Origin of the sequence: Polycladospora coralii (genome assembly GCF_014773435.2) — a bacterium.
GTDB classification, from domain to species: domain Bacteria; phylum Bacillota; class Bacilli; order Thermoactinomycetales; family Thermoactinomycetaceae; genus Polycladospora; species Polycladospora coralii.
The window spans coordinates 59,831-81,458 of record NZ_JACXAG020000003.1; the positions used below are offsets into that span (position 1 = coordinate 59,831).

The window sequence follows — 21,628 nt, forward strand, 5'->3', positions numbered from 1 at the left end:
ACTACCTCCTATTAGAAGGGGGTAAAGTGAAAGAGACAAGTGTCCCTTTTTGATATACACTATCCATCTCAATCTCCCCATGGTGTGCGTGAATGATTTCACGTGCAATTGATAGTCCCAATCCAGTTCCACCTAAACTACGCGAACGAGCTTTATCAACCCGGTAGAAGCGTTCAAAAATACGACCTAAGTCCTTCTGCGGAATTCCAATTCCAGTATCTGCGATCCCGATTTCGATCAATCCGTCCCAACGAAGATCCGCTATTAGCGCAATAGAGCCACCATCAGGTGTATATTTTATGGCGTTGGATATCAGGTTATCAAGCACTTGATTTAACTTGTCGCGATCGCCGTATATGAAGTCTATTTCTTTGGCTGTATAGAGAGAAAACATAATATGGTGCTGTTTACATTGATAAAAGAAGCGCTGATAAGCATCAGTGATTAGCTCCTTTGTTTCGATCTGTTGTTTGACAAATTTGGACTTTTTGGCGTCTAAGCGCGTTAATTGTAACAAATCGGTGATGAGCCGGGTCATTCGTTCCGCCTCTTGTTGTGTAACACTAAGGAATCGTCTAGCTAATTCAGGTTCTTCAACAACTCCGTCATCTAGCGCTTCTAAATAACTTTTTATGGTTGTAAGTGGCGTGCGCAGTTCATGTGATACATTGGCAACAAAGTCTTTTCGCTGACGCTCTAATTTTTCTTGTTCCGTAACATCAACAATGACGACCACAAGACCGTGACGCTCTTCGCCTAGAAGTTTAGTAGGTGTAAAGGTAAGTTTGAGTGTGGTTTGTAATTCCGGGTCATCATCATGTAAACTCATATATTGATGGGATTCTGACAACATAGGAAATGCAATAGGTGAGCGAAGTGATAGTACAGATTCTAAATGCTCTCCTAGTTCAATGTTTTTTTCTAACAATTGCTCTGCACGTTGGTTTTTTACGATCACTTTTCCAAAGCTGTTACTAGCAATCACACCATCACTCATATGAGCAAGCACGGATTCTAACTTTAATTTTTCCTCTTCTTTCTCTTTTAAAGCAACTCTGAGATGAGCAGCTAAATCATTAAAAGATTGTGCAAGTAAACCAATTTCGTCTTTACTTTTGACTGGAACCCTGCGTTCGAAATCTCCAGCAGTCATGGCAGTTGACTGCAATGTAATCGCTTTTACAGGTAATGATATCGTACGTGCGAGAATAATCATGAGAATACCTGTGATGAAGAAAGCAACTGCTGTAATTTTAGTCAATGTTTTACTTATCGTTTTCGTTTTGTTGTATATGGTGTGTAGCGGTACCTCGATATATAAGTATCCTAAAAGACGACCATTCTTATCGTCTTTTAAAGGCATCATATAGGGTTGGACGGTTCTACCTTCTGCGTCTTTCACTTTCTTTAAAAAATATTGGTCATTTCCTTTTTTCTCAAGATAATGGTCCGGTAAGCTCAATTTCTCAAACGTATTGTACACAGGTTGTGTCGAAGTGATGATAATTCCTTTATCATCAGCAACACTGATAATGGGTTCACTCTCTTTATTTAAAATAGAGCGCTGATTAAGGATCTGATTCATTTGTTTCTTTTGTGTTTCTATATTTGAAGAGCTAGAAAGCTCATCTACTAAACTTCCTTTAATGAAGGCTGCTTGTTTCTTCACTGACTCTTTCATTTCTGAAATAAATCTTTCCTCTAGACGATCTAAAAAAAAGACACTAATAATTTGCATAGCCATGGTCATTAACAACAGATAAATAATGACTAACTTCCACATGACACTATTAAATATTTGATTCCACTTTTTCATATCATCACCTTTTTAGCTTTGAGAATCACGCATCGTGTAGCCGATTCCACGACGTGTAATAATATACTGAGGGGCTCCTGGATCATCTTCTATTTTTTCTCGAAGTCTTCGAATGGTGACATCTACTGTTCGCACATCTCCGAAATAATCATAACCCCAGACGGATTGTAAAAGGTGTTCGCGCGTCAATACTTGATTAACATGTTTGGCTAAATAAAGTAGTAATTCAAACTCACGGTGAGTTAAATCAATGGGCTGGGAACGTTTGTTTACGATGTAACTTGTGGAATCAATGGATATCTCTCCGATTTGAATAGTGTCTTGGTTGGATTCCTGAGTTGTATGAGGCGTGGTAGCTGCTTTAATACGGCGTAAATTTGCTTTCACACGAGCAAGTAACTCACGGTTACTAAATGGTTTCGTTACATAATCATCCGCTCCAATTTCAAGACCCAACACTTTATCTAGCTCAGAATCTTTAGCTGTTAACATGATAATGGGAAATTGATACTGTCTTCGGATCGTTCTACAAACTTCAATTCCATCAGATCCAGGGAGCATTAAATCGAGAATCATCAAATCAGGCGGATTGGCAAGTGCCTGCTCAATCGCTTCATTACCATCATGAATACAGGTGACCGAGAAGCCTTCTTTTTGTAAATTAAATTGAATAATATCAGCAATCGGTTTTTCATCTTCAACAACATAAATATTCGCATTCAATTTTATAACCCCCATGTTTTCTATTTTATATGGTTCATATCAGGTGTATGGATATTCGTTAAAATGTGTTAGTTGCAAAATCTAATGAAAAATGAAAGGAAGATCAGTTTTAAATAAGGATGGTACCACTCGATTCTCACCATTTTCTCATAATTTATAAGACAAGACAACAAATGGAGAGGTTTGGTTGATCCAAAAAAATGGGCAATCGCACTTATTCCAACCCGAATAGAATAATGGGATGTTAAAGGAGGGGAAGGAATGAAGCCAGTCCCACTAAAAGAAGTTGCCAGTAAGGCGTATAAAACCATGATCCTTACAAAAAACAAAGATTTGATTCCATACATTCCGGAAACAAGATGGTATTCCATTACGAATCTGAAGCTCATGTTAGATCGTTATCCCGCGGTTTTCATAAAACCGGATAAAGGTGGCGGCGGGGGTGGTGCTATTCGAGTGAAGGAATTTACCGATGGAAACTATGAATGTAAGAGTGTCTATGAGCGTAAAAATTGTAATGAGGAACAAATGGAGCAATGGGTTGCATCAAAGTTATATAGAGAGAAGATCTATATTATACAGAAGGGCATAAATTTAGCTCAACTTAAGAAGCGGCCATACGACATCCGTGTACATCTAAATAAAATAAAAGGAAATTGGACGATAGTGGGAATGTGTGCCAAACTAGGATTGCCAGGAAAGATTGTAACCAACCACTGCAAAGGAGCGAAACCCATATTTTTGCACCAAGCGTTATCTGAGGTTTGCCAATCTAACTCATTTAGAACGAAAAAATTGACTCGACACATGCAAGACTTATCGTTAGTAATTGCTAGCACACTAAATCATAAGTTTACAGCCTTAAGAGATTTAGGTATTGATCTTGCAGTTGATACCTCTGAGAATATATGGGTCTTAGAAGTGAATACGAGACCTGATCCTACTATGTTTCGTAAGCTGCCAAACTTGGAAATGTATCAACGCATTATAAAGTTTAAGCCTAGAAGAGAGCGCATTTCTCATGGATAAAAAGATGAGATCACAAAAATTGAAATAATAATGATTAGAATAGCATAACTTTAACATGCTTAAAGCATGTTTTTTTCATTTCCGAGCATATATAACATGTTTCGACAAAGTCTTCTATTGACGCTTTCTAAATAAAGCTGTTACCATTAAATTAATTCAAACGACTTTAAATTTTTCACTATATTACGGAGGTGCATGACATGTCTTCTATTACAGTTGGTGTCTATCTAGGAAAGAAAGATCGCTTGGTGCGGTATTGGTACGAAATTTTACCAAAAGGTCAGTTCCCCATGCTCGTGAAGTATTGTATACAATCATATTTGAGAAGCAATTTTTTCCCTCTTCAATCCATATGTGATGCTGAAGTATTAAAAGAGCAAATCCAACAAAAAAATGAATACGCCCCTACGCAAAGAAATGTCACTTTTACTTCTGAAGATGGTCCGATATATCAGTGGATTAAATCCTTAGAAAGTGGCTATCGCAGCGAAGAAATTAAGAATATTCTGAAGGAGACGGTTGTACATACACTGTTAAATGATCAACCGATTATTCCAGTGCATGGAATGGGACAAGCATCATACATCGAAGATCCTCAGAAGTTAACTTTGTTGAAAAAAGAGAATGGACAAGTTGAAGAAGATCGCGTTGAAAATCAAGCGAAACCTAAAGGGGTCAGCCATTTGGTCAATTATCTCGGTTAGGATGAGTTTCCATATTTCATTGAATAAGTGTGATTACCAATAGATATGAGAGACCTTACAAGCGAGAACTGAAAAAATGATCAAGGATGAGGCGGAGTCCTATTATCAGAAGGGCTCCTTTATTTTTTTGTAAATATAGAAGGTTCTTATGAAATAAATCAAATTCATTGAAATGCAGAGAAAATTTAAAAATGAATACCCTTTATACTACAATATCACGAAGTTAGATGGAAGAACTTTTTTGATATGATAAGAAGGGAAACTATATGGATGATGTGGATATGATTTCAAATTCTTTAGTCGGAGAGTGGATTGAGCATTTTTCCGAACAATCCGAGATCATGTATGGATTCGTTGTGGGTATAACGATCCTACTGCTGGTTACGCTCGTACTTTTAAAACAAAAGCATATAGAAAAACTCCCACCGTACGCCTATGTGTTGGGAATTTTGATATGTGTGGCTATTTTAGATGCCATGACCAAATCAGTTTCTCCTTTGTCTGTGTTTTTAATCTTACTAGGTTATATGCAATTTCGATCAGTTGAAGAAAATTCTGCAATTATTACTATCCTTTTTACTGCTACTTACTTACTTGTGGATATCTTAACATTTCCTTATGACACCATGCATATCTTAGAGTTAGTGAGTCACGCTGCATTGTTTTTGTGGATTAGTTGGCTTGCTTTGCAGGTGAAACAAGCTTTCTTTGAAAAAAGCCGCTTAAAAGAACGTCAAAAATATATGACTATAAGAATGAATGAAGCTCAAAATCGTATCCTTGAATACAATGAAGAAATTGAAGAGACGTACAGACGAGACTACTTAACCGCCTTATATAACTTTGGTGCTTTCCAAGAGCAAGTCATTTATGGGTTGACTAGATTATCTAAAGATCATTCTTTTCATGTGATATGTATGGACTTAACCGATTTTCAACAGATTAATATTAAAGAAGGAATAGATGTAGGTGATCAAGTATTAGTAGAAATTGCAAATCGACTAAAAGAAGCCCTGCCATCATCTGCTATTATTGCCCGTTATGATGGAGACCAATTTGCGATTGGTATGATAGGGAATCAACTCATTTTACGCCGACTACTTGAATCGATTGAAGCCGTAATGAAGGAAATTCAAACAGAGCATTTTTTGCTAAATTATTGTTTAGGTAGTGCAAGCTATCCTGAAGAGGCTAGCTGTGGAGCGGAGTTGATTCGATTGGCTGAACAACGTTTAACGATTCAACAAAGACGGATAAGAAATCAGGAAGAAGAACATAAAAAGCATCTAGAGAAGTTATCGGCCGTGGGTCAGTTGGCGGCGGGGTTAGCACACGAAATACGCAATCCCTTAACCTCTATTAGAGGGTTTGTTCAAATCTCAGCGGCAGAATCAGAGTCTGTTAAGAAGTGGGAGTCTATTATTTTGCCGGAAATCGATCGGATTAATCAGTTGTTGAAGCAATTTTTAAATTTGAGTGAGTCTAGACCTGCCCACTACGCCTATTTTAATTTAGAGCAAGTGATTTATGATGTGTTAAGCCTTATGCAGCCTAAAGCGACATTAATGGGACATGATCTTGTTCCAAGGTCATGTGCGGAGCAACTTGATATGGAAGCTGATGCGGAACAGATTAAGCAAATTTTGATTAACCTTATTCAGAACGCACTCGAATCTTTTCAAGAGAAGGGGGTTGTTGAGGTACATTGGCGACAGATTGATCAGGAAGTACGAATTGAAATTCGAGATAATGGAACTGGTATCAAACCAGAAAATTTAACAAAAATTTTTGAGCCTTTCTTCTCCACAAAAGGAGATGGAACAGGTATGGGGCTGTCCGTCTGTCATCGTATTGTGACAGAACACAAGGGACAGATTCACGTTTCTAGTCAACCAGGTAGAGGCACGATCTTTCATCTTACATTACCCCTTAATCAAAGGGATGTGCAAAGAGAAGACTCAGATTCGGAGCAAAAAATGATGGATAGCTTGGAGTTCGTACAGGAAGTCTCTTCAACTTTTGCACGTAACCGAAGAGGTGAGGTAATATAAGGGAAGGGGGGATAGCCATGAGCGAAAAAAAGAAACAAACACAGTTTAATATTATAAGTAATCAATCGACTACTCACGGCGCTTATCATACTGGAACCATTAGTTTAAATAACCTATCTGCTATCTTGATAGATGATGAACAAGTGAAGATTGATTTAGGACTTATTCATGGGAAAAGTGCTGTCGAGCGTGGGATAAAGTTTACTAGTAAGCAAGAGGAAGTAATAGATGGAAAGTCTTATTGGGTTGTGTGGATCGCGGTTGACAGAAAAGAAGAAGGAGCGTACTATGCTGGTGCTACAGCGTGCTTTATGAAAATTGATCGTGACAGTCGTAAGGGTTATAAAAACTTAGCAGAGCATGTCAATCGATTAGATGATGCTTTGAAGCGGAGAGTAAAGCTAGCCAACCTATCAGAAACAGATAAAGGACGGTTAAAGAAATTTTTGCAGGAATATAATGAAGAAATGTGGCAACTGGCAAATGAAAAAATAAAAGAGCAACTTGGTTAAAATTGAAACCTGTGTGAACAAATAGGTTTATACCTTGCCCCTATTCGCATACCAAGAGTACACTAAATATGGTTTCGGAACCTTTTGCTAGGACACAAAAATGGCAGACCATTAATGGTCTGCCATTTTTGTTTATTTTGATCTCCTTTCGTACAAGCTAGAAATAAACCCCAAGGAGGTTATTTGCATGAATCAATCTAATAAAAATCAAATGGAGCACTTTGCCAAACACGGTGGTACCAAATTTAAAACAAATGTTTCCGCAGATGAAATTAATCAATATGTGAACGACCTTCCTCCAGAGAAAAAAGAAAGTATGTATGAAGTGATGAAACAATTAGAATCGGAATTAATGATTACGATCATTAATGATGGTATTCTCTCTGATGGTGAGGGAGAAATCGGAGGTAGTCAATCTTGTTAAAAATGGTGCTGACTCATACGGGTCAGCACCTTTTTTTTACGCTGTTTCTGTGTGGTCTGTGTGAACTCTTTTCAGCCAAGGCTTCCATTCCAAAGATCACGCTAAAAACGATCCCACCAACTTTTAAACTTGTCCCATAAAGATGGAAGATCTATCGGCAGTTTTTCTGGTTCTGGGTGAAGCGGACATAATTGAGTAGGTTCAGTTCCCTCTACAAAGTATTCAAGCTGTGATGAAGGACATTGATTGGTGGCTACGTGGTGGCTGGTCGGGTCGATATATTTACTTGTTACCCCGGCCGGGACTTGAAAACTGCTCGGTTTCACAATGGTGGTTGATTGATTCATATAGCGTCCCCAGATAAATTGGGCGAGTCTAGTCTCCCGATGTGCAATTTTTTCACCTTGGTCGTAACCCACCCAAACTGTAGTTGCTAATTGAGGTGTATATGCCGCTAACCAACCGTCATAATCTGTGGTGCCCGTTTTGGCAGCAGCAGGATATTGAAAAATTTGACCGGCTCGACGTCCTGTTCCACCAGAATCTAGGACACCTCGCAACATCTGTGTCAGCACAAATGTAGGAGCTGTAGGGATGACCCGTTTTGCTACTGACTTTTCTTCAACCAAAACATTTCCTTGGGAATCTACAATCTTTAAGATGCCCGTAAGAGGACGATGGATACCACCGTTAGCTAAGGTCGCATAAGCTTGTGTGAGTTCGTAAGGTGATACCGTATAGCTGCCTAATGCAACAGAAGGGGTTGCACGAATGTCGCTCTGTATCCCTAGACGCTTTGCTGTTTCGATAACAGAGGGAATGCCAACCTGAAATTGTGTACGGACAGCGTAAATATTATCTGATTTAGCAATGGCCTCGCGCATGGTGATCGGCCGATTTGCATATAGATTTTGATAGTTACGGGGTTTATATTCTTGACCTTTATAAATAAAGGTAGTAGGTCTACTTTCGATTTTCGTAAGAGGTGTAAATCCATGCTGTAAAGCAGTTAAATAAACAAAAGGCTTAAAAGTAGAGCCAGGTTGTCTTTTGGCAAAGATACGATTGTACTGTGAATCTGGATAGCTTTTACCGCCAATCATCGCTTTTATATGACCGGTATGCGGATCTACAGATAAAAGAGCGGTCTGCAGGTTTGATGGGTTAGGGAGTGTTTGCTTTACACTTTCTTCAGCCACTTTTTGTAGCTGAGGATGTAAGGTTGTATAAATTTTTAAGCCGCCATGGCGGACAAGTGACTCATCTAAACCATAACGATTTACAGCAGTTTGAATGACATAGTCACGAAAATAAGGCGCGTTCAAGCCTGTTGTTGGTTTTTGTGGAGCAATTACAATGTCATATTTTTTAGCTGCTGTAGCTTCAGCTACTGATATGTAATGATTTTCCGCCATGAGATCAAGAATATGTTGTTGTCTTTTAATTGCATGATCTAAATGATGATAAGGGGAGTAGTATTGGGGTCCGCGTGGAATCCCCACTAAAAAAGCTGACTCCGCTATCGTTAATTTTTCAACGGGTTTATCAAAATATACTTGGGCTGCGCGCTTAATTCCATATACACCGTGACCATAGTAAATTTTATTTAAATACATTTCTAGTATTTCATCTTTTGAATAATGAAGTTCTAGTTGAACGGTATATAAGGCTTCTTTCCACTTGCGTGACCAAGTGCGATCATGCGTTAGGTAAAGATTGCGAGCTAATTGTTGGGTAATTGTACTCGCTCCTTGTAGGGCTTGTCTGCTTTTTAGATTATGGAATACAGCCCGCATAATACCTGTAACAGAAAAGCCGCCATGTTCATAAAAGGTTTTATCTTCTGCTGCAAGTGTTGCTTTTATGAGGTGCTGTGGTACTTCATTCAGATGGATCGGATCACGTTGTTCTCTCATATCAAGTGGTCCCATACTTTCTCCATTGACTCCAAATAGCATAGATGTAGCATGTATCTCGGGGGGAGGGAGTGGACGTATTTTCAGAAAGACTAATGCAATACTGGCAAGTAAAGACAAAATCAACATCGAGAAAAAAAGCAAACGCAATAGATGCCATGTCATTTTGACAAGACGAATTTTTTCAATAGGATGTAAAGCAAACATACTTGGACGTGGTGGCTGTTCTCGCATCATGTGGCTCCCCTTTTGATTCCATTAAAATCATGAGCAAGAATATTATGCGAAGTAAACAGGAAGAATATACCTATAGAATGAGAAAGGATTTTGGAAGTATAAAAATGATTGTATAGCACGACAACATGCATTATTCTTATGTATAGGCCAGGAAGGGGTAAGGAATATGAATACAGAGTTATGGTATACAGAAAAACAAACGAAAAATCATGGTATTACAACTAAGGTAAATAAATCCATTTATCATGATCAATCAGCGTTTCAGACATTAGATGTTATGGAAACAGCTGAATTTGGAAATTTGTTGGTACTAGATGGAATGGTTATGACAACAGATCGGGATGAATTTGTCTATCATGAAATGATTACGCATATTGCTATGAATACACACCCAAACCCTAAAAGTGTTTTAGTCGTAGGTGGTGGTGATGGTGGGGCTATTCGTGAAATTCTACGCTATCCATCAGTAGAGAAGGCCGTACTGGCCGAAATTGATGGTAAAGTAATCGAAGCATCTCAAAAATATTTTCCAAAAATCGCAAGTGGATTAAGTGATCCAAGGGTGGACATTCAGGTTGCAGATGGCATACGTCATATTCAAGAGAATAAAGGGAAATATGATGTCATTCTCGTTGATTCTACTGAACCAGTTGGCCCTGCTGTAGGGTTGTTTCAAAAGCCATTTTACGAAGGGATTTTTGAGGCTCTAAAAGAAGATGGGATTATGGTTGCGCAAACAGAATCGCCATGGTTTAACCAAGAACTTATTAGCCAAGTATTTCAAGATATTTCTAATACATTTTCAATTGCTCGCCTCTATACTGCAAGTATTCCTACATATCCAAGTGGTTTGTGGAGCTTTACAATTGGATCGAAGAAATACGATCCCCTACATGTAGACGAGTCTAAACTGATAAAGCATGATACGAAGTATTATCATCCAGATATGCATAAAGCATTATTTCAATTACCTCAATTTGTTCAAGACTTACTAATCAAGAAAGGAGAGTAATGCATGCGATTTGATGATGCTTACTCCGGCAATGTGTTTATTGGAGCAAGTCCTCACTTTGAGGAAGCAAAAGCAGTGTTGTATGGTATGCCTATGGATTGGACCGTCAGCTTTCGCCCGGGTTCACGTTTCGGTCCAACGCGTATCCGGGAAGCTTCGTTAGTTCACGAAGAGTATAGCCACTATCTCAAACGAGATCTTACTGAAATCCGGTACTTTGATGCAGGAGATATTCCACTTGCATTTGGTAACCCGACCAAGAGTTTAGCGCAAATTGGTGCTTTTGTCGGACAAGTGTTGGAGAAAGGCAAGTTCCCCTTAGGAATGGGGGGAGAGCATTTGGTTACATGGCCTGTCGTACAGGAAATGTACAAGCATTATCCGGATTTAGCTGTTATTCATATTGATGCGCATGCTGATTTACGAACGGATTATGAAGGAGAACCGCTTTCACATTCTACGCCATTGCGTAAAATTTCCGAACGAATTGGTGGTCAAAATGTTTATCAGTTTGGTATTCGCTCGATGACCAAAGAAGAAGTGATGTATACCGAAGAGGTTGGCATCCATTTTTATCCATTTGATGTACTAGCGCCACTTCAAGCCTGTTTGCCACAATTAGCTGGACGTCCAGTATATGTCACGGTTGATATTGATGCTTTGGACCCGGCTCATGCGCCTGGAACGGGTACGCCAGAGCCGGGTGGGATCACGACGAAGGAGATGTTAGCTTCTATTCATGCCATCGCAGCATCACAGGTAAAAGTGGTGGGTGCTGATGTGGTGGAAGTGGCACCTGCTTACGATCCAACTGAGCAAACACCAGTGTTAGCAGCGAAATTGATTCGTGAAATGTTACTCGGATTTATTAAATCATGAGTAAAAGAGAAAAGAGGGAGAGAGCGATTGATTCCAGTGAAATTAATGATAGAATCCGTCATTGAATCTGATGAAGCAGTAAACCCTGAGGTCATTAAACAAGAGATGACCGGTCATTTAACGATTCAAGATGATGAGTGGATTTTGCGTTATCTAGAATTTGCAGGAACAGATGAAGAGGTACGAACTTCAGTGAAATCTAATCCCTCACAAGTTACTGTTGTACGTAAAGGTGCGATTTCATATCGTCAAGTATACAGACTTGATCGACAGACCACTAGTTTAATCCATACGATGGCAGGAGAAACAGAAATGGTTGTACAAACCTTATCCTATGATCGCCAGCGTGTAGGTAACCAAGGAGAAATTGAACTAAGTTTTTATTTAGATAATGCTCAGGAAAGACTAGGAAAATATCGACTCAGTATTAAATGGTTGGAGGGAGTAGAGGATGAATCTGCTTGAGAGAATGACCACGGCTTTGAAAGATGAGATTAGAGCAGCAGTGGTACGCACAGGATTTGTACAAAGTGCAGATATTCCCGACTTTGTGTTAGAGGTGCCCCGTGAAAAAGAGCATGGAGATTGGGCAACGAATATCGCGATGAAATTGACTAAAATTGCTCGTCGTAATCCGAGAGAGATTGCCAATTCTATCGTGGCTGAGATAAATCAAGAAAAAGCAGCCATACTTGATATTGAAATTGCTGGACCTGGATTTATCAACTTCTTTATGGATCGTTCTTTTTTAAGAGGGATAATTGAAGAAGTAAAGCAAGCTAAAGAGACGTATGGTCGGACGGATTACGGACAAGGCGAGAAAATTAATGTAGAGTTTTGTAGTGCTAATCCAACTGGGCATCTTCACTTAGGTCATGCACGTGGGTCCGCAGTTGGAAGTAGTTTATGTAATGTACTAGATCGGGCTGGATTTGATGTGACGGCTGAATATTACATTAATGACGCGGGCAATCAAATGCATATGATGGCACTTTCAATCGAAGCACGTTATTTAGAAGTGCTAGGCAAAGCCTATACATTTCCGGAAGATGGCTATCGTGGGCGTGAAATCATTGACATGGCTAAAGCTTTATCGGAAAAAGAAGGAGATCGTCTACTCGCACTTCCAGCAGAAGAGCGTATTGCCTATTTTCGTGCATACGGAAAGCAAAGATTGTTAGATAAAATTGAAGCTGACCTGAAGTCGTATGGAGTAGAGTTTGCAGTTTGGTTTAGTGAGTCGTCCCTATATGAATCAGGAGCGATCGAACAAACCCTTACTGAGCTCACAGAAAAAGGGTTTACATATGAGAAAGATGGAGCACTCTGGCTTAAATCGACTGCGTTCGGTGACGATAAAGACCGAGTATTGGTCAAGCAAGACGGTTCTTATACTTATTTGACACCAGATATAGCTTATCATCGCAATAAATTTCATCGCGGTTTTAATCGTGCCATTAATATCTGGGGTGCCGATCACCACGGTTATATCGCACGAATGAAGGCCGCTTTGACTGCACTTGGTTATGCGGAAAATCAACTTGAAGTAATCATTACGCAGATGGTGAAGCTTTATCAAGGTGGCGAGCTGGTCAAAATGTCAAAACGAACGGGCAAAGCGATCACATTAGTGGAGCTTCTGGAAGAAGTGGGAACAGATGCGGCTCGTTATTTCTTTACCATGCGAAGTGCAGATTCTCATTTAGATTTCGATATGGATCTAGCTGTATCAAAATCTAATGATAACCCAGTATATTATGTTCAGTATGCACATGCTCGTGTGCATAGTGTATTCAAAATGGCGGAGGAGAAGGGAATAAAACCTTCCTTTGAAAAAGAGGTACTAGCACGGCTAAAAGAGGAGCAAGAATACGATTTGCTACAAAAGTTAGCAGAATTTCCACATGAAATCAATGAGGCAGCTAACCAGCTAGCTCCGTATCGTATTATTCGCTACTTATCAGAGTTAGCTGCTCAGTTCCACAGCTATTACAATGCACACCGCGTGGTAACGGATGACAAATTGCTCGCAGCAGCTAGACTAGCATTACTCACATCGGTTGCACAAGTCATTCGAAACGGGTTGCATATCGTAGGTGTACAGGCGCCAGAGCAAATGTAGAGAATGAACGGCTCACCACTAAATGTGGTTGAGCTTCTTCCTTCATCTGGCGTAGCCATCCTACATCCATTCACAAAGGCATATTCCATGCCCAAAAAGTTAGAAGTGTCGATTTGCTACAAAGGAATCATACCCGTTTGATCGGACTGTTTCTCCCGACCAAACGGGTATGATTTAGTTAGATGCGATCACAATTTTTATAGCTTTACAACTATGAGACTTATTAGAGCAGAGCTAAAAGCAGGGTACCAAAGAATACTCGAGGAGATTCTCGCTCGCAAGTCCTAAAAATAGAGGATGCCCACTCATCAGGGTATCCTCCTTTTTATATGCTTGTACAATATCATCAAGCAATATATTGAAATAAAATTCTGACTATATATTGAGGATGTCAGTTTTTTATATCACCTAAATGATTTTTACGCACAGATTTAACTAAAGACATCTGTTACACGTCCAGTTAAAAGCTTAACTCCTGGTGAGATCTCTACTTGAATAACATCTAGAAGCGGAAAATGAATAGATTTGCCGTCGGTTGTACGTAGTGTAATGTTGGTCTGTCTTCGGGCAGGTAGATGTTTTATGTGACAATCGATTCGCACTAAGCGATGTTTGTCATCAATAAATGAAGGACATGATTTTTCAACCACTTCAACCTGCTTACGATGTTCTAGATCACATAGGAACGTTTGTACTTGTGGAGAAGTCCCTGTTATTTGTAAATGCATCATCCACAGTCACTCCTAACTAAATTAGTAAATACTTACTTATTTCCAATTATAATAAATAGAATGATAATTATCAAATATTTTTGAAGTTAAATTTCTCACACAGTAAGATTAATAGGTATTCAATAAAGCCAATGTAAAAGCCGCTTTGGTAGCGGCTTTTAAAGATAATCTAAAACATCTTGTACAGCTTGTTTTCCTTGATCAATGCAGTCTGGAATTCCTGAACCAGCATAAGACGATCCAGCTAGAAATACGCCAGGATACTGCGTGGTAAGCGTATGACGCGTACGAGCTAACCATTCGAGGTGACCGACAGCAAATTGAGACATGGCATGGTGCCAACGTGTGACATAAGCAAATTCAGGTCCACTGGTTATCGGAAAGATGCGTCGCATATCTTGTAAGGCAATGTTTTGAATCACTTCATCAGGTTGTTCAACAATGGCTTGATCACCGGCTCGACCTACATAGCAACGAATTAATACTTTACCTGCTGGTGTAGTGTGTGGCCATTTGAGATGTGTCCAAGTACATGCTGTTATTTGATAATCCTCCGTCTTAGGGATAAGAAATCCCGTACCAGGCTTTGACAGGGTGACGGCTTCTTGCGGAAATGCAAAAATGACTGTAGCAACTGATGTTGCTGGCAGTGGTAAAGGTTGTAGTGATTTAACTTCGTTTAATATATTTTTTGCTATTGGATAAGGAGTAGTCATAACAAGTGCATCGGCGGTAAGTGTGTCACCGTTATGAAGGGTAAGTAGATACTCTTCCTCTTTTTTTGTAATTTGTTGTACGGAAACCCCTGTCTGGATATGAACATCCGTTAATTGGGTTTCAAGTGCATCAATGAGTGACCCTAAACCTCTCTTTAAAGTAAAAAAAATGCCTTTTGCTTTTTCAGATGAGGGCTTGGCTGGACGCATTTTTTTCATCCCTAGGATTAAACTTCGATTCTGTCTTCCTAGTTCTGCAAATTGTGGAAAAGTCGTTTGTAGACTCATCTTATCGATATTGCCAGCGTAAACTCCCGATAAAAGAGGCTCAATGATGTGATCTACAACCTCGTCTCCTAAGCGATTACGAAAATAATAGCCAACGGACTGATCTTGCTCATGATTTTGTTTGACACGCGGGAGTAATAAATCAGCAGCAGCACGTGCTTTGCCGAGCAATGAAATAAGTCCTGTTCGTGCAAAAGGCGTCAGTTTAGTGGGTACACCCATAACAGCACCGTCTGGAATGGGCTCTAATTTATTGTGATGTAAAATATAAGCTTGTCCAGTTTCATTTCGAACCAGTTCTTCCTCTAGCCCTAGATCTACAGCTAATTGTTTTGCACTTGGTTTACGTTCCAGAAATGAGTCGGGCCCGCGCTCCATAACAAAGCCATCACGGTATATGGTTTCAATTTTGCCACCTAGGCGGTGAGATGATTCAAGTAAAGTGATTTGATAGGGTAAGTTTTGCTTACGAATCTCTGCTTGGAGATAGTAGGCAGTAGATAAACCGGTGATTCCACCACCTACAAGGACAATATGCCGTTTTGAACGCGTCATTTTAATCCCTCAAATGATTCAGTTAAACGATTGGCCACAATATCAGTTAGGGCTTCGATAAACAAAGGATTTGTGTTCGGCATATCTGGACGGTAATAATGAGCACCTAATTCATCTGTCACGACTTTACATTCATAATCATTATCGTATAGCACTTCTAAATGATTTGAGATAAAACCGATCGGGCAGTAGATAAATGATGTATATCCTTTATCATGGTATAAGTTACGTGTCAGATCTTGAACATCGGGACCAATCCATGGTTCGGGTGTGTTGCCTGCACTTTGCCAACCGATGGCGTATTGCGTAATTCCTGCTTGTTCTGCGATTAAGCGAGCAGATTCAGCTAGTTGTTCTGGATAAGGATCACCTGTTTGTAATATTTTCTCTGGCAGACTATGGGCAGAGAAAATAACAACGGCTTTGTCTTGATCTACCGCAGGTATAGTTGAAAACGTATGTTTCAATTTTTCTACCCAGTATTGAATAAACTTAGGATGATCATGCCAACTATCTATTGTGTGAATGGTTAGGTTACCTGTTTGTTTTGCGGCTTCTTGTGCACGACCATTATAAGATTTAACACTAAAAGTTGAATAGTGTGGTGCTAAAACGAGACTAATCGCATGCTCAATTCCGTCATTATGCATTTGCTGTACAGCATCTTCGATAAAAGGATCAATATGCTTCAGTCCCAAGTAAGATTGAAACTGTAGCTGAGGAAAACGATCATTCAGGCTCTGTTCAAGCGCTTTTTGTTGCTCCTCTGTAATACGAGCTAATGGAGATATACCACCAATCATTTCATAGCGATGTTTTAAATCGTCTAGAAGTTCAGTAGGAGGTTTTTTTCCACGACGGATATGTGTATAATAAGGCTCAATTTCTTCCGGCTTACGGGGTGTTCCATAAGCCATCACCAGTAGTCCAACTTTTGGCTTGGTCATTTTTTATCACCTCATAGGGTTGTGGATAAGCGTTATTTCACAGTTTGTACTTGCGTATATTTATGTACATAAGCTGTTAATTTTTGTAAAGTCTCAACTTGTACATCAGGGAAAATCCCATGTCCTAGATTAAAGATGTAGCCAGGTTTTTTGATTCCTTGATCTAATATTTGTTTCGTGTTTTTTTCGATTGCTTCCCAAGAAGCAAGTAAAAGGGAGGGATCTAGATTTCCTTGTAGTGTTTTGGTAATCCCCATGTTACGCGCTTGATCAATCGAGGTACGCCAATCCAATCCAATCACATCAACGGGTAGCTTATTCCATTCATTTAATAAATGTCCCGTTCCGATTCCAAAATAAATTAAAGGAACACCAGTTTTTTTCAATTCGCTAAAAATCTCTTCCATAATGGGTAAAATAAAGGTTTGATAATCTTGTGCATTAACTGATCCAACCCAAGAATCGAATACTTGTAAGGCTTGTGCTCCAGCTGCCACTTGTGCTTTTAAATAGTCGATCGTCATTTTACCTAGTTTTTCCATTAGTAAACGCCATGTTTTGGGATCCGCATGCATCATACTTTTGGTCATATGATAACCTTTGGAAGGTCCACCTTCAATCATATAACTAGCTAGTGTGAAGGGAGCGCCAGCAAATCCGATTAGTGGTACAGATAGTTGTTGACGAAGTAGACGAATCGCTTCTAATGTGGTGTGGACATCTTTTTCAGGTTCGATCTCACCAAGTAGATCAACGTCTCGCTTAGAGCGAATCGGGTTAGAAATGACAGGCCCTACTCCAGATTTTATTTCGACATCGATGCCGATATGCTGAAGGGGTGTCATAATGTCAGCAAACAAAATAGCCGCGTCTACACCTAGCTGTTCAACCGGTAATCGGGTCACTTCTGCACATACCTCAGGTATTTCACTCATTTCAAAGAATGTATATTTTTTTCGGATTGCGCGATATTCTGGTTGGTATCTTCCAGCTTGTCTCATATACCAAACTGGCACATAGGGTGTTTCTTCACCGCGACATGCACGTAAAAATACATCATTAAAAGGTTTCATGGTCTATCACTCACTTCCATTCTTCTCTTATACATAAATGTGCTTGTTCTACTAAGTTCATACAGCTTGAGATAGCCTTCTTTATGTATTATTTATTCACATGTGAGAACTGCTATATTCCATAGATTGGAATATAATCGCAGGGGTACTTGAATAGCCTTATTCTAACATATTCAAAAAAACAGCTTGGTTAGAGGTGTTCCAGTTTCATGACAAAAATCAGGCCGTGTCAATTTGCGTGATTTTTCAACTCAGCTTTCCATGCATTTTCGCTCACAACACACTTCATCATTTGGGTTAATCGATACTACTGGACAAAAATATAAATATCCATCTGCAAAGAATGATTTTAAACTGAAGGGGAATCTGGTACCTCAGGCAACTGTCTAAATCATAGATGATAAACTTAGACATAATGTAAGATGGAAGCGTTTTCAAAATTTGTTAGACTATGCGTAAATGAGGTGAATAGGAGGTGTATCCACTACTGCTCCTAGAGGGTGTAGTGGAACTAAAATGAAAATAGGTGTACCTAAAGAAGTCAAAAATAACGAGTATCGAGTCGGATTAACACCGGCTGCTGTGGATGCATTGATAGAGGCAGGTCATCAAGTGGTCATTGAAGAGGGTGCTGGTGAAGGTAGTGGTTTTTTCGATCTTGAATACTTGAAAGCAGGAGCACAAATCGGACGCGCGATCGATGCATGGGAAGCTGAACTTGTCATTAAAGTAAAAGAACCTATACCAACAGAATATTCATATTTCAGAGAGGGTTTAAAATTGTTCACTTATCTCCATTTAGCAGCCAATGAGATGCTCACAAAAGCATTAAAAAAAGAAAAAGTGACAGCTGTTGCTTATGAAACTGTACAAACCGAAAAGGGCACCCTTCCTTTATTGGCACCTATGAGTGAGGTAGCAGGAAGGATGTCTATTCAAGTAGGAGCACAATGTCTTGAGAAAAGAATGGGAGGTAGCGGGATTGTACTTGGGGGTGTACCAGGAGTTAAGCCTGCACGCGTGATGATCGTAGGTGGTGGTGTTGTAGGGACACAAGCAGCTAAAGTCGCCGTAGGGATGGGGGCTGAAGTTTCTATTTTTGATGTGAATGCCAATCGATTGAGGCAATTAGATGATTTGTTTAATGGACGTACACGAACACTGATGTCGACTAAATATGCGCTGACTGAAGAAATTCAGCAAGCAGATCTGGTGATTGGTGCAGTCCTCATACCAGGTAAAAAAGCACCTAGACTAGTTACACGTGATATGGTCACACGTATGCGGTCAGGATCAGTCATTGTAGATGTAGCGATTGATCAAGGTGGGTGTATTGAGACTGCTGACCATGTTACGACACATGATCAGCCTACATACATGGTTGATGGTGTCGTTCATTATGCAGTAGCCAATATCCCAGGTGCGGTTCCACGCACATCTACAATTGCCTTAAACAATCAGACCTTACCTTATATATTAAAATTAGCAAAAGGTGACCTTACCAAAGCGTTATTAGCAGGGTTTAATGTCATAGATGGGCATATCACTTGTAAAGGGGTTGCGGAAGCTTTTTCATTCCCCTACACTGCACCAGAAAGTGTTTTACAGCAGTCTAACACCTACTATATTTAACAAGCATATGATAGCGCGATACGTGACTATATTTGAAAGACTAGATCAGCTGTTTTTGTAGGGTTGACCGAATCGATATAGTAATCTTCTGCTTTCCAATATCGATTCTCAAATTTGGTACGGTTTTTTTGTTCCGTTTTATTCTCTCGGGAAAATCTTTTTTCTCTTGCACAATCGAGATATAGCACGAAATCAAAGTAAGATCGCCACTCAGGTCGTTGCAGGAAAATTCCTTCCACAATCACAACGCCCGTTTGGGGGAGATGAATGGTTTGGGTATGGTGTAAATCCGATTCTTTGTCATAAAAAGGGAGTACAAGCGTATCTTCCGCCCGTAGCGGTTGAAAAAGCTGGCTACTTAACCCATCCACATGCCATTGCATACGGTAATACTCAACCCATTCGGGATGGCCCGTGTGATAACGTTGATGATAGGAGACGATATGATCATCCATATGAATTGCACATACGCGCAGTGCGTGACTTTCTAAAAAGGGGATGAACCGCTTAACAAAAGTGGTCTTCCCTGCACGACTTAGACCATCTACACCGAATATAAATCTCTGGTTAGGTTTTAATAGGGGGATCTGTTTCATAGCTGTAAGTAAGATCTTGTTCATTGTTCATCCTCTCCCTGACGTAACTGTATAAAATGAAAAATGGATAGTGCTTGCTTCAAGGCAAGCAGGCGGTTTGCAGATTCCCAATCCGTACCAAGCAAACGATTTATTTTGTTTAACCGATAATATAAGGTTTGGCGATGAATAAATAGTTTTTTTGCAGTAGCTTGTTTGTTTTGCTCCGTTTCCAAATAAAGATCTAATGTATGACGTAAATCAGTACCATGTTTTTGATCATAAGTGAGTAATGGATTTAATTGATCTTTATAGTACTGTTTTAAGATGGTGGGCTCTACTTGTCCATAAAGTTGCCATGGGCCTAATTGGTCGTAATGAATCAGCTCTTTTCGTTGTATTTGCTTTCCTTCTATGGTATGAGAAGGGATGGCCTGAATAGATAGAGCGAGCTCGGCTTGCTTCCAATAAAGGTGCGCATCTTTCAGGGAAGTAAAAGTGCGACTTACACCCATTTGCCAGGTAGAATGATTTTTTGTCATTTGTGTCCACACTTCTTCAAGTCGATTCATATATGAAGTAGGGGTGTTCATTAGATCTATACCTAGTAGCATCCATTGATGACGATAAGTAGTGATCCAAGACTGAATGCCATTTTGCCCTAACATAAATTGAAGCTTTTTCAGCTTTTGAAAAAAAGAAAGAAAAAGAGAATCTGAAGTCGTGTCTAAGTCATACAAATGAGGTGTATCAGACTGAAACGCACACCAAAATAAAGGGGTATCTCCTTGTGCTTTTATTTCAACTTCTCGGGGGAGATTACCTGACTTTGAAGTAGCTAAATCATGCATCCACTTTTGAGAGGAGCGAAAACGGCGTTCTTCAAGCGAAAATCGACGTAACAGTTCTTGAGCAATCGCAGTGATTGCGCGATCTATAATGAGTCGATGGAACTCGGAAAAAAAATCATTTTCCATTACAAATAAGTCGCCCACATGGACATCTAGAACGGTAATGGCATAAGAATTACACGCCTCTGGTTTCTCGGGTTCTTTTGCATGGATAAGTGGTGTTCCCTGTAAATAATCTTTTAACCATACCGTTGTCTGGAGCTCATGCTCTAGTAGAGTAAGAATTTTCGCCAACCCTCGTTGTTGTAGAGTTAGGTTGAGAAACTGTGAAGATATTTTCTCCAGTGCAACCAGCTGATCATGGTGGCGATGAATGAGAAAGGTATGAATATCTTGTGTAATATCGATAAAGGAGACAGGCTTCTCAAATAAAATAATAGGAAAGTGACAGGAATCCGCATAACTTTTGACTGAATCAGATAAGTTTACGTAATGATGCACCATTTCGATACATAAAGCAGATACATTACTCTCAACTAATTGAGCGATATAGGACACGGAAAGTTGTCTTCTTTCGCCGACCCCTACACCAGTCATTAATACCAATTCTTCGCCATGCACATAAGAAGAGCCATCCATAATTTCAAGTACATGTACCCACCGGACTTGCCTTTGCAACCCTGAATGACCCGCTAAAATGCGAGCACCTTCAAAAAGAGGCCGTTTAAGACAGTCTGATACGGTAAATCGTGTGTCGACTTGTTCGATCATGCTCATTCGTACTCACCACACTTTGTTTATGTGAATTTGTACAGTGAGTTTAACATATGCATCT

General features: G+C 39.7%; 19 protein-coding genes. 10 read left to right on the forward strand and 9 right to left on the reverse strand.

Annotation, left to right across the window (positions count from 1 at the left end; all coding sequences use genetic code 11):
• Position 1: 1 nt before the first annotated feature.
• Both IC619_RS08430 and yycF read right to left on the reverse strand, forming a co-directional pair.
• Positions 2 to 1,816 (reverse strand): ATP-binding protein, encoded by a 1,815-nt coding sequence (locus tag IC619_RS08430; protein WP_191139440.1) that lies wholly within the window; start codon positions 1,814 to 1,816, stop codon positions 2 to 4.
• A gap of 12 nt (positions 1,817 to 1,828) precedes the next feature.
• Positions 1,829 to 2,539 (reverse strand): response regulator YycF, encoded by a 711-nt coding sequence (gene yycF / locus IC619_RS08435; protein ID WP_191139441.1) that lies wholly within the window; start codon positions 2,537 to 2,539, stop codon positions 1,829 to 1,831.
• 261 nt (positions 2,540 to 2,800) lie between these two features.
• Here yycF and IC619_RS08440 point away from each other — a divergent pair, with 261 nt between their 5' ends.
• The 5 genes from IC619_RS08440 (at position 2,801) to IC619_RS08460 (ending at position 7,259) form a co-directional block, all read left to right on the forward strand.
• Complete coding sequence (locus tag IC619_RS08440) at positions 2,801 to 3,568, forward strand: YheC/YheD family protein (RefSeq protein ID WP_191139442.1); 768 nt, start codon at positions 2,801 to 2,803, stop codon at positions 3,566 to 3,568.
• Between the two features lie 200 nt (positions 3,569 to 3,768).
• Complete coding sequence (locus IC619_RS08445) at positions 3,769 to 4,272, forward strand: hypothetical protein (RefSeq protein ID WP_191139443.1); 504 nt, start codon at positions 3,769 to 3,771, stop codon at positions 4,270 to 4,272.
• A 266-nt stretch (positions 4,273 to 4,538) separates the two neighbouring features.
• The gene (locus IC619_RS08450; protein ID WP_191139444.1) at positions 4,539 to 6,323 is read left to right on the forward strand and encodes a sensor histidine kinase; all 1,785 of its coding nucleotides are present in this window, start codon (positions 4,539 to 4,541) and stop codon (positions 6,321 to 6,323) included.
• Between the two features lie 17 nt (positions 6,324 to 6,340).
• Positions 6,341 to 6,835, forward strand: a complete 495-nt coding sequence (locus IC619_RS08455) for a YwhD family protein (RefSeq protein WP_191139445.1) — start codon at positions 6,341 to 6,343, stop codon at positions 6,833 to 6,835.
• A 187-nt stretch (positions 6,836 to 7,022) separates the two neighbouring features.
• Positions 7,023 to 7,259 carry a hypothetical protein gene (locus IC619_RS08460; RefSeq protein ID WP_191139446.1) on the forward strand — a complete coding sequence of 79 codons (237 nt, stop codon included), beginning with the start codon at positions 7,023 to 7,025 and terminating at the stop codon, positions 7,257 to 7,259.
• A 101-nt stretch (positions 7,260 to 7,360) separates the two neighbouring features.
• Here the strand turns inward: IC619_RS08460 and IC619_RS08465 are convergent, their stop codons facing one another.
• Positions 7,361 to 9,412: a transglycosylase domain-containing protein gene (locus tag IC619_RS08465; RefSeq protein WP_191139447.1), complete on the reverse strand. Its 2,052-nt coding sequence runs from the start codon at positions 9,410 to 9,412 to the stop codon at positions 7,361 to 7,363.
• A 166-nt stretch (positions 9,413 to 9,578) separates the two neighbouring features.
• Between IC619_RS08465 and speE the strand changes: the two genes are divergently transcribed.
• Genes speE through argS form a run of 4 tightly spaced genes read left to right on the forward strand, consistent with a single transcriptional unit; the run spans position 9,579 to position 13,425 of the window.
• Positions 9,579 to 10,424, forward strand: coding sequence for a polyamine aminopropyltransferase (speE, locus tag IC619_RS08470; RefSeq protein ID WP_191139448.1), 846 nt, complete (start codon positions 9,579 to 9,581; stop codon positions 10,422 to 10,424).
• Positions 10,425 to 10,427: 3 nt separating this feature from the next.
• Complete coding sequence (gene speB / locus IC619_RS08475; RefSeq protein WP_191139449.1) at positions 10,428 to 11,303, forward strand: agmatinase; 876 nt, start codon at positions 10,428 to 10,430, stop codon at positions 11,301 to 11,303.
• A gap of 36 nt (positions 11,304 to 11,339) precedes the next feature.
• Complete coding sequence (locus IC619_RS08480; RefSeq protein ID WP_347239783.1) at positions 11,340 to 11,768, forward strand: YwiB family protein; 429 nt, start codon at positions 11,340 to 11,342, stop codon at positions 11,766 to 11,768.
• Positions 11,755 to 13,425, forward strand: a complete 1,671-nt coding sequence (gene argS, locus IC619_RS08485; protein ID WP_191139451.1) for an arginine--tRNA ligase — start codon at positions 11,755 to 11,757, stop codon at positions 13,423 to 13,425. Before IC619_RS08480 ends, argS begins: the two co-directional genes overlap by 14 nt.
• A gap of 431 nt (positions 13,426 to 13,856) precedes the next feature.
• Here argS and IC619_RS08490 read toward each other — a convergent pair whose 3' ends face one another.
• The 4 genes from IC619_RS08490 to hemE form a co-directional block, all read right to left on the reverse strand.
• Positions 13,857 to 14,156 (reverse strand): hypothetical protein, encoded by a 300-nt coding sequence (locus IC619_RS08490; RefSeq protein ID WP_191139452.1) that lies wholly within the window; start codon positions 14,154 to 14,156, stop codon positions 13,857 to 13,859.
• Positions 14,157 to 14,314: 158 nt separating this feature from the next.
• A complete protein-coding gene (gene hemY / locus IC619_RS08495) occupies positions 14,315 to 15,715 on the reverse strand; it encodes a protoporphyrinogen oxidase (RefSeq protein ID WP_191139453.1) in 1,401 nt (466 codons plus the stop codon).
• Positions 15,712 to 16,662: a ferrochelatase gene (gene hemH / locus IC619_RS08500; protein WP_191139454.1), complete on the reverse strand. Its 951-nt coding sequence runs from the start codon at positions 16,660 to 16,662 to the stop codon at positions 15,712 to 15,714. Before hemH ends, hemY begins: the two co-directional genes overlap by 4 nt.
• 32 nt (positions 16,663 to 16,694) lie before the next feature.
• Positions 16,695 to 17,735 (reverse strand): uroporphyrinogen decarboxylase, encoded by a 1,041-nt coding sequence (gene hemE / locus IC619_RS08505; protein ID WP_191139455.1) that lies wholly within the window; start codon positions 17,733 to 17,735, stop codon positions 16,695 to 16,697.
• Between the two features lie 516 nt (positions 17,736 to 18,251).
• Here hemE and ald point away from each other — a divergent pair.
• The gene (gene ald, locus IC619_RS08510; protein WP_191139456.1) at positions 18,252 to 19,367 is read left to right on the forward strand and encodes an alanine dehydrogenase; all 1,116 of its coding nucleotides are present in this window, start codon (positions 18,252 to 18,254) and stop codon (positions 19,365 to 19,367) included.
• Positions 19,368 to 19,393: 26 nt separating this feature from the next.
• Here the strand turns inward: ald and IC619_RS08515 are convergent, their stop codons facing one another.
• Positions 19,394 to 19,987, reverse strand: coding sequence for a kinase (locus IC619_RS08515; RefSeq protein ID WP_191139457.1), 594 nt, complete (start codon positions 19,985 to 19,987; stop codon positions 19,394 to 19,396).
• Positions 19,984 to 21,570, reverse strand: a complete 1,587-nt coding sequence (locus IC619_RS08520) for a PucR family transcriptional regulator (protein WP_191139458.1) — start codon at positions 21,568 to 21,570, stop codon at positions 19,984 to 19,986. Before IC619_RS08520 ends, IC619_RS08515 begins: the two co-directional genes overlap by 4 nt.
• Positions 21,571 to 21,628: the final 58 nt, after the last annotated feature.

Excerpts from the sequence above, each read along its gene's own strand:
- IC619_RS08430 (WP_191139440.1), bottom strand. The coding sequence starts at position 1,816 with ATGAAAAAGTGGAATCAAATATTTAATAGTGTCATGTGGAAGTTAGTC.
- IC619_RS08440 (WP_191139442.1), top strand. The coding sequence starts at position 2,801 with ATGAAGCCAGTCCCACTAAAAGAAGTTGCCAGTAAGGCGTATAAAACC.
- IC619_RS08445 (WP_191139443.1), top strand. The coding sequence starts at position 3,769 with ATGTCTTCTATTACAGTTGGTGTCTATCTAGGAAAGAAAGATCGCTTG.
- IC619_RS08450 (WP_191139444.1), top strand. The coding sequence starts at position 4,539 with ATGGATGATGTGGATATGATTTCAAATTCTTTAGTCGGAGAGTGGATT.
- IC619_RS08455 (WP_191139445.1), top strand. The coding sequence starts at position 6,341 with ATGAGCGAAAAAAAGAAACAAACACAGTTTAATATTATAAGTAATCAA.
- IC619_RS08460 (WP_191139446.1), top strand. The coding sequence starts at position 7,023 with ATGAATCAATCTAATAAAAATCAAATGGAGCACTTTGCCAAACACGGT.
- IC619_RS08465 (WP_191139447.1), bottom strand. The coding sequence starts at position 9,412 with ATGATGCGAGAACAGCCACCACGTCCAAGTATGTTTGCTTTACATCCT.
- speE (WP_191139448.1), top strand. The coding sequence starts at position 9,579 with ATGAATACAGAGTTATGGTATACAGAAAAACAAACGAAAAATCATGGT.
- speB (WP_191139449.1), top strand. The coding sequence starts at position 10,428 with ATGCGATTTGATGATGCTTACTCCGGCAATGTGTTTATTGGAGCAAGT.
- argS (WP_191139451.1), top strand. The coding sequence starts at position 11,755 with ATGAATCTGCTTGAGAGAATGACCACGGCTTTGAAAGATGAGATTAGA.
- IC619_RS08490 (WP_191139452.1), bottom strand. The coding sequence starts at position 14,156 with ATGATGCATTTACAAATAACAGGGACTTCTCCACAAGTACAAACGTTC.
- hemY (WP_191139453.1), bottom strand. The coding sequence starts at position 15,715 with ATGACGCGTTCAAAACGGCATATTGTCCTTGTAGGTGGTGGAATCACC.
- hemH (WP_191139454.1), bottom strand. The coding sequence starts at position 16,662 with ATGACCAAGCCAAAAGTTGGACTACTGGTGATGGCTTATGGAACACCC.
- hemE (WP_191139455.1), bottom strand. The coding sequence starts at position 17,735 with ATGAAACCTTTTAATGATGTATTTTTACGTGCATGTCGCGGTGAAGAA.
- ald (WP_191139456.1), top strand. The coding sequence starts at position 18,252 with ATGAAAATAGGTGTACCTAAAGAAGTCAAAAATAACGAGTATCGAGTC.
- IC619_RS08515 (WP_191139457.1), bottom strand. The coding sequence starts at position 19,987 with ATGAACAAGATCTTACTTACAGCTATGAAACAGATCCCCCTATTAAAA.
- IC619_RS08520 (WP_191139458.1), bottom strand. The coding sequence starts at position 21,570 with ATGAGCATGATCGAACAAGTCGACACACGATTTACCGTATCAGACTGT.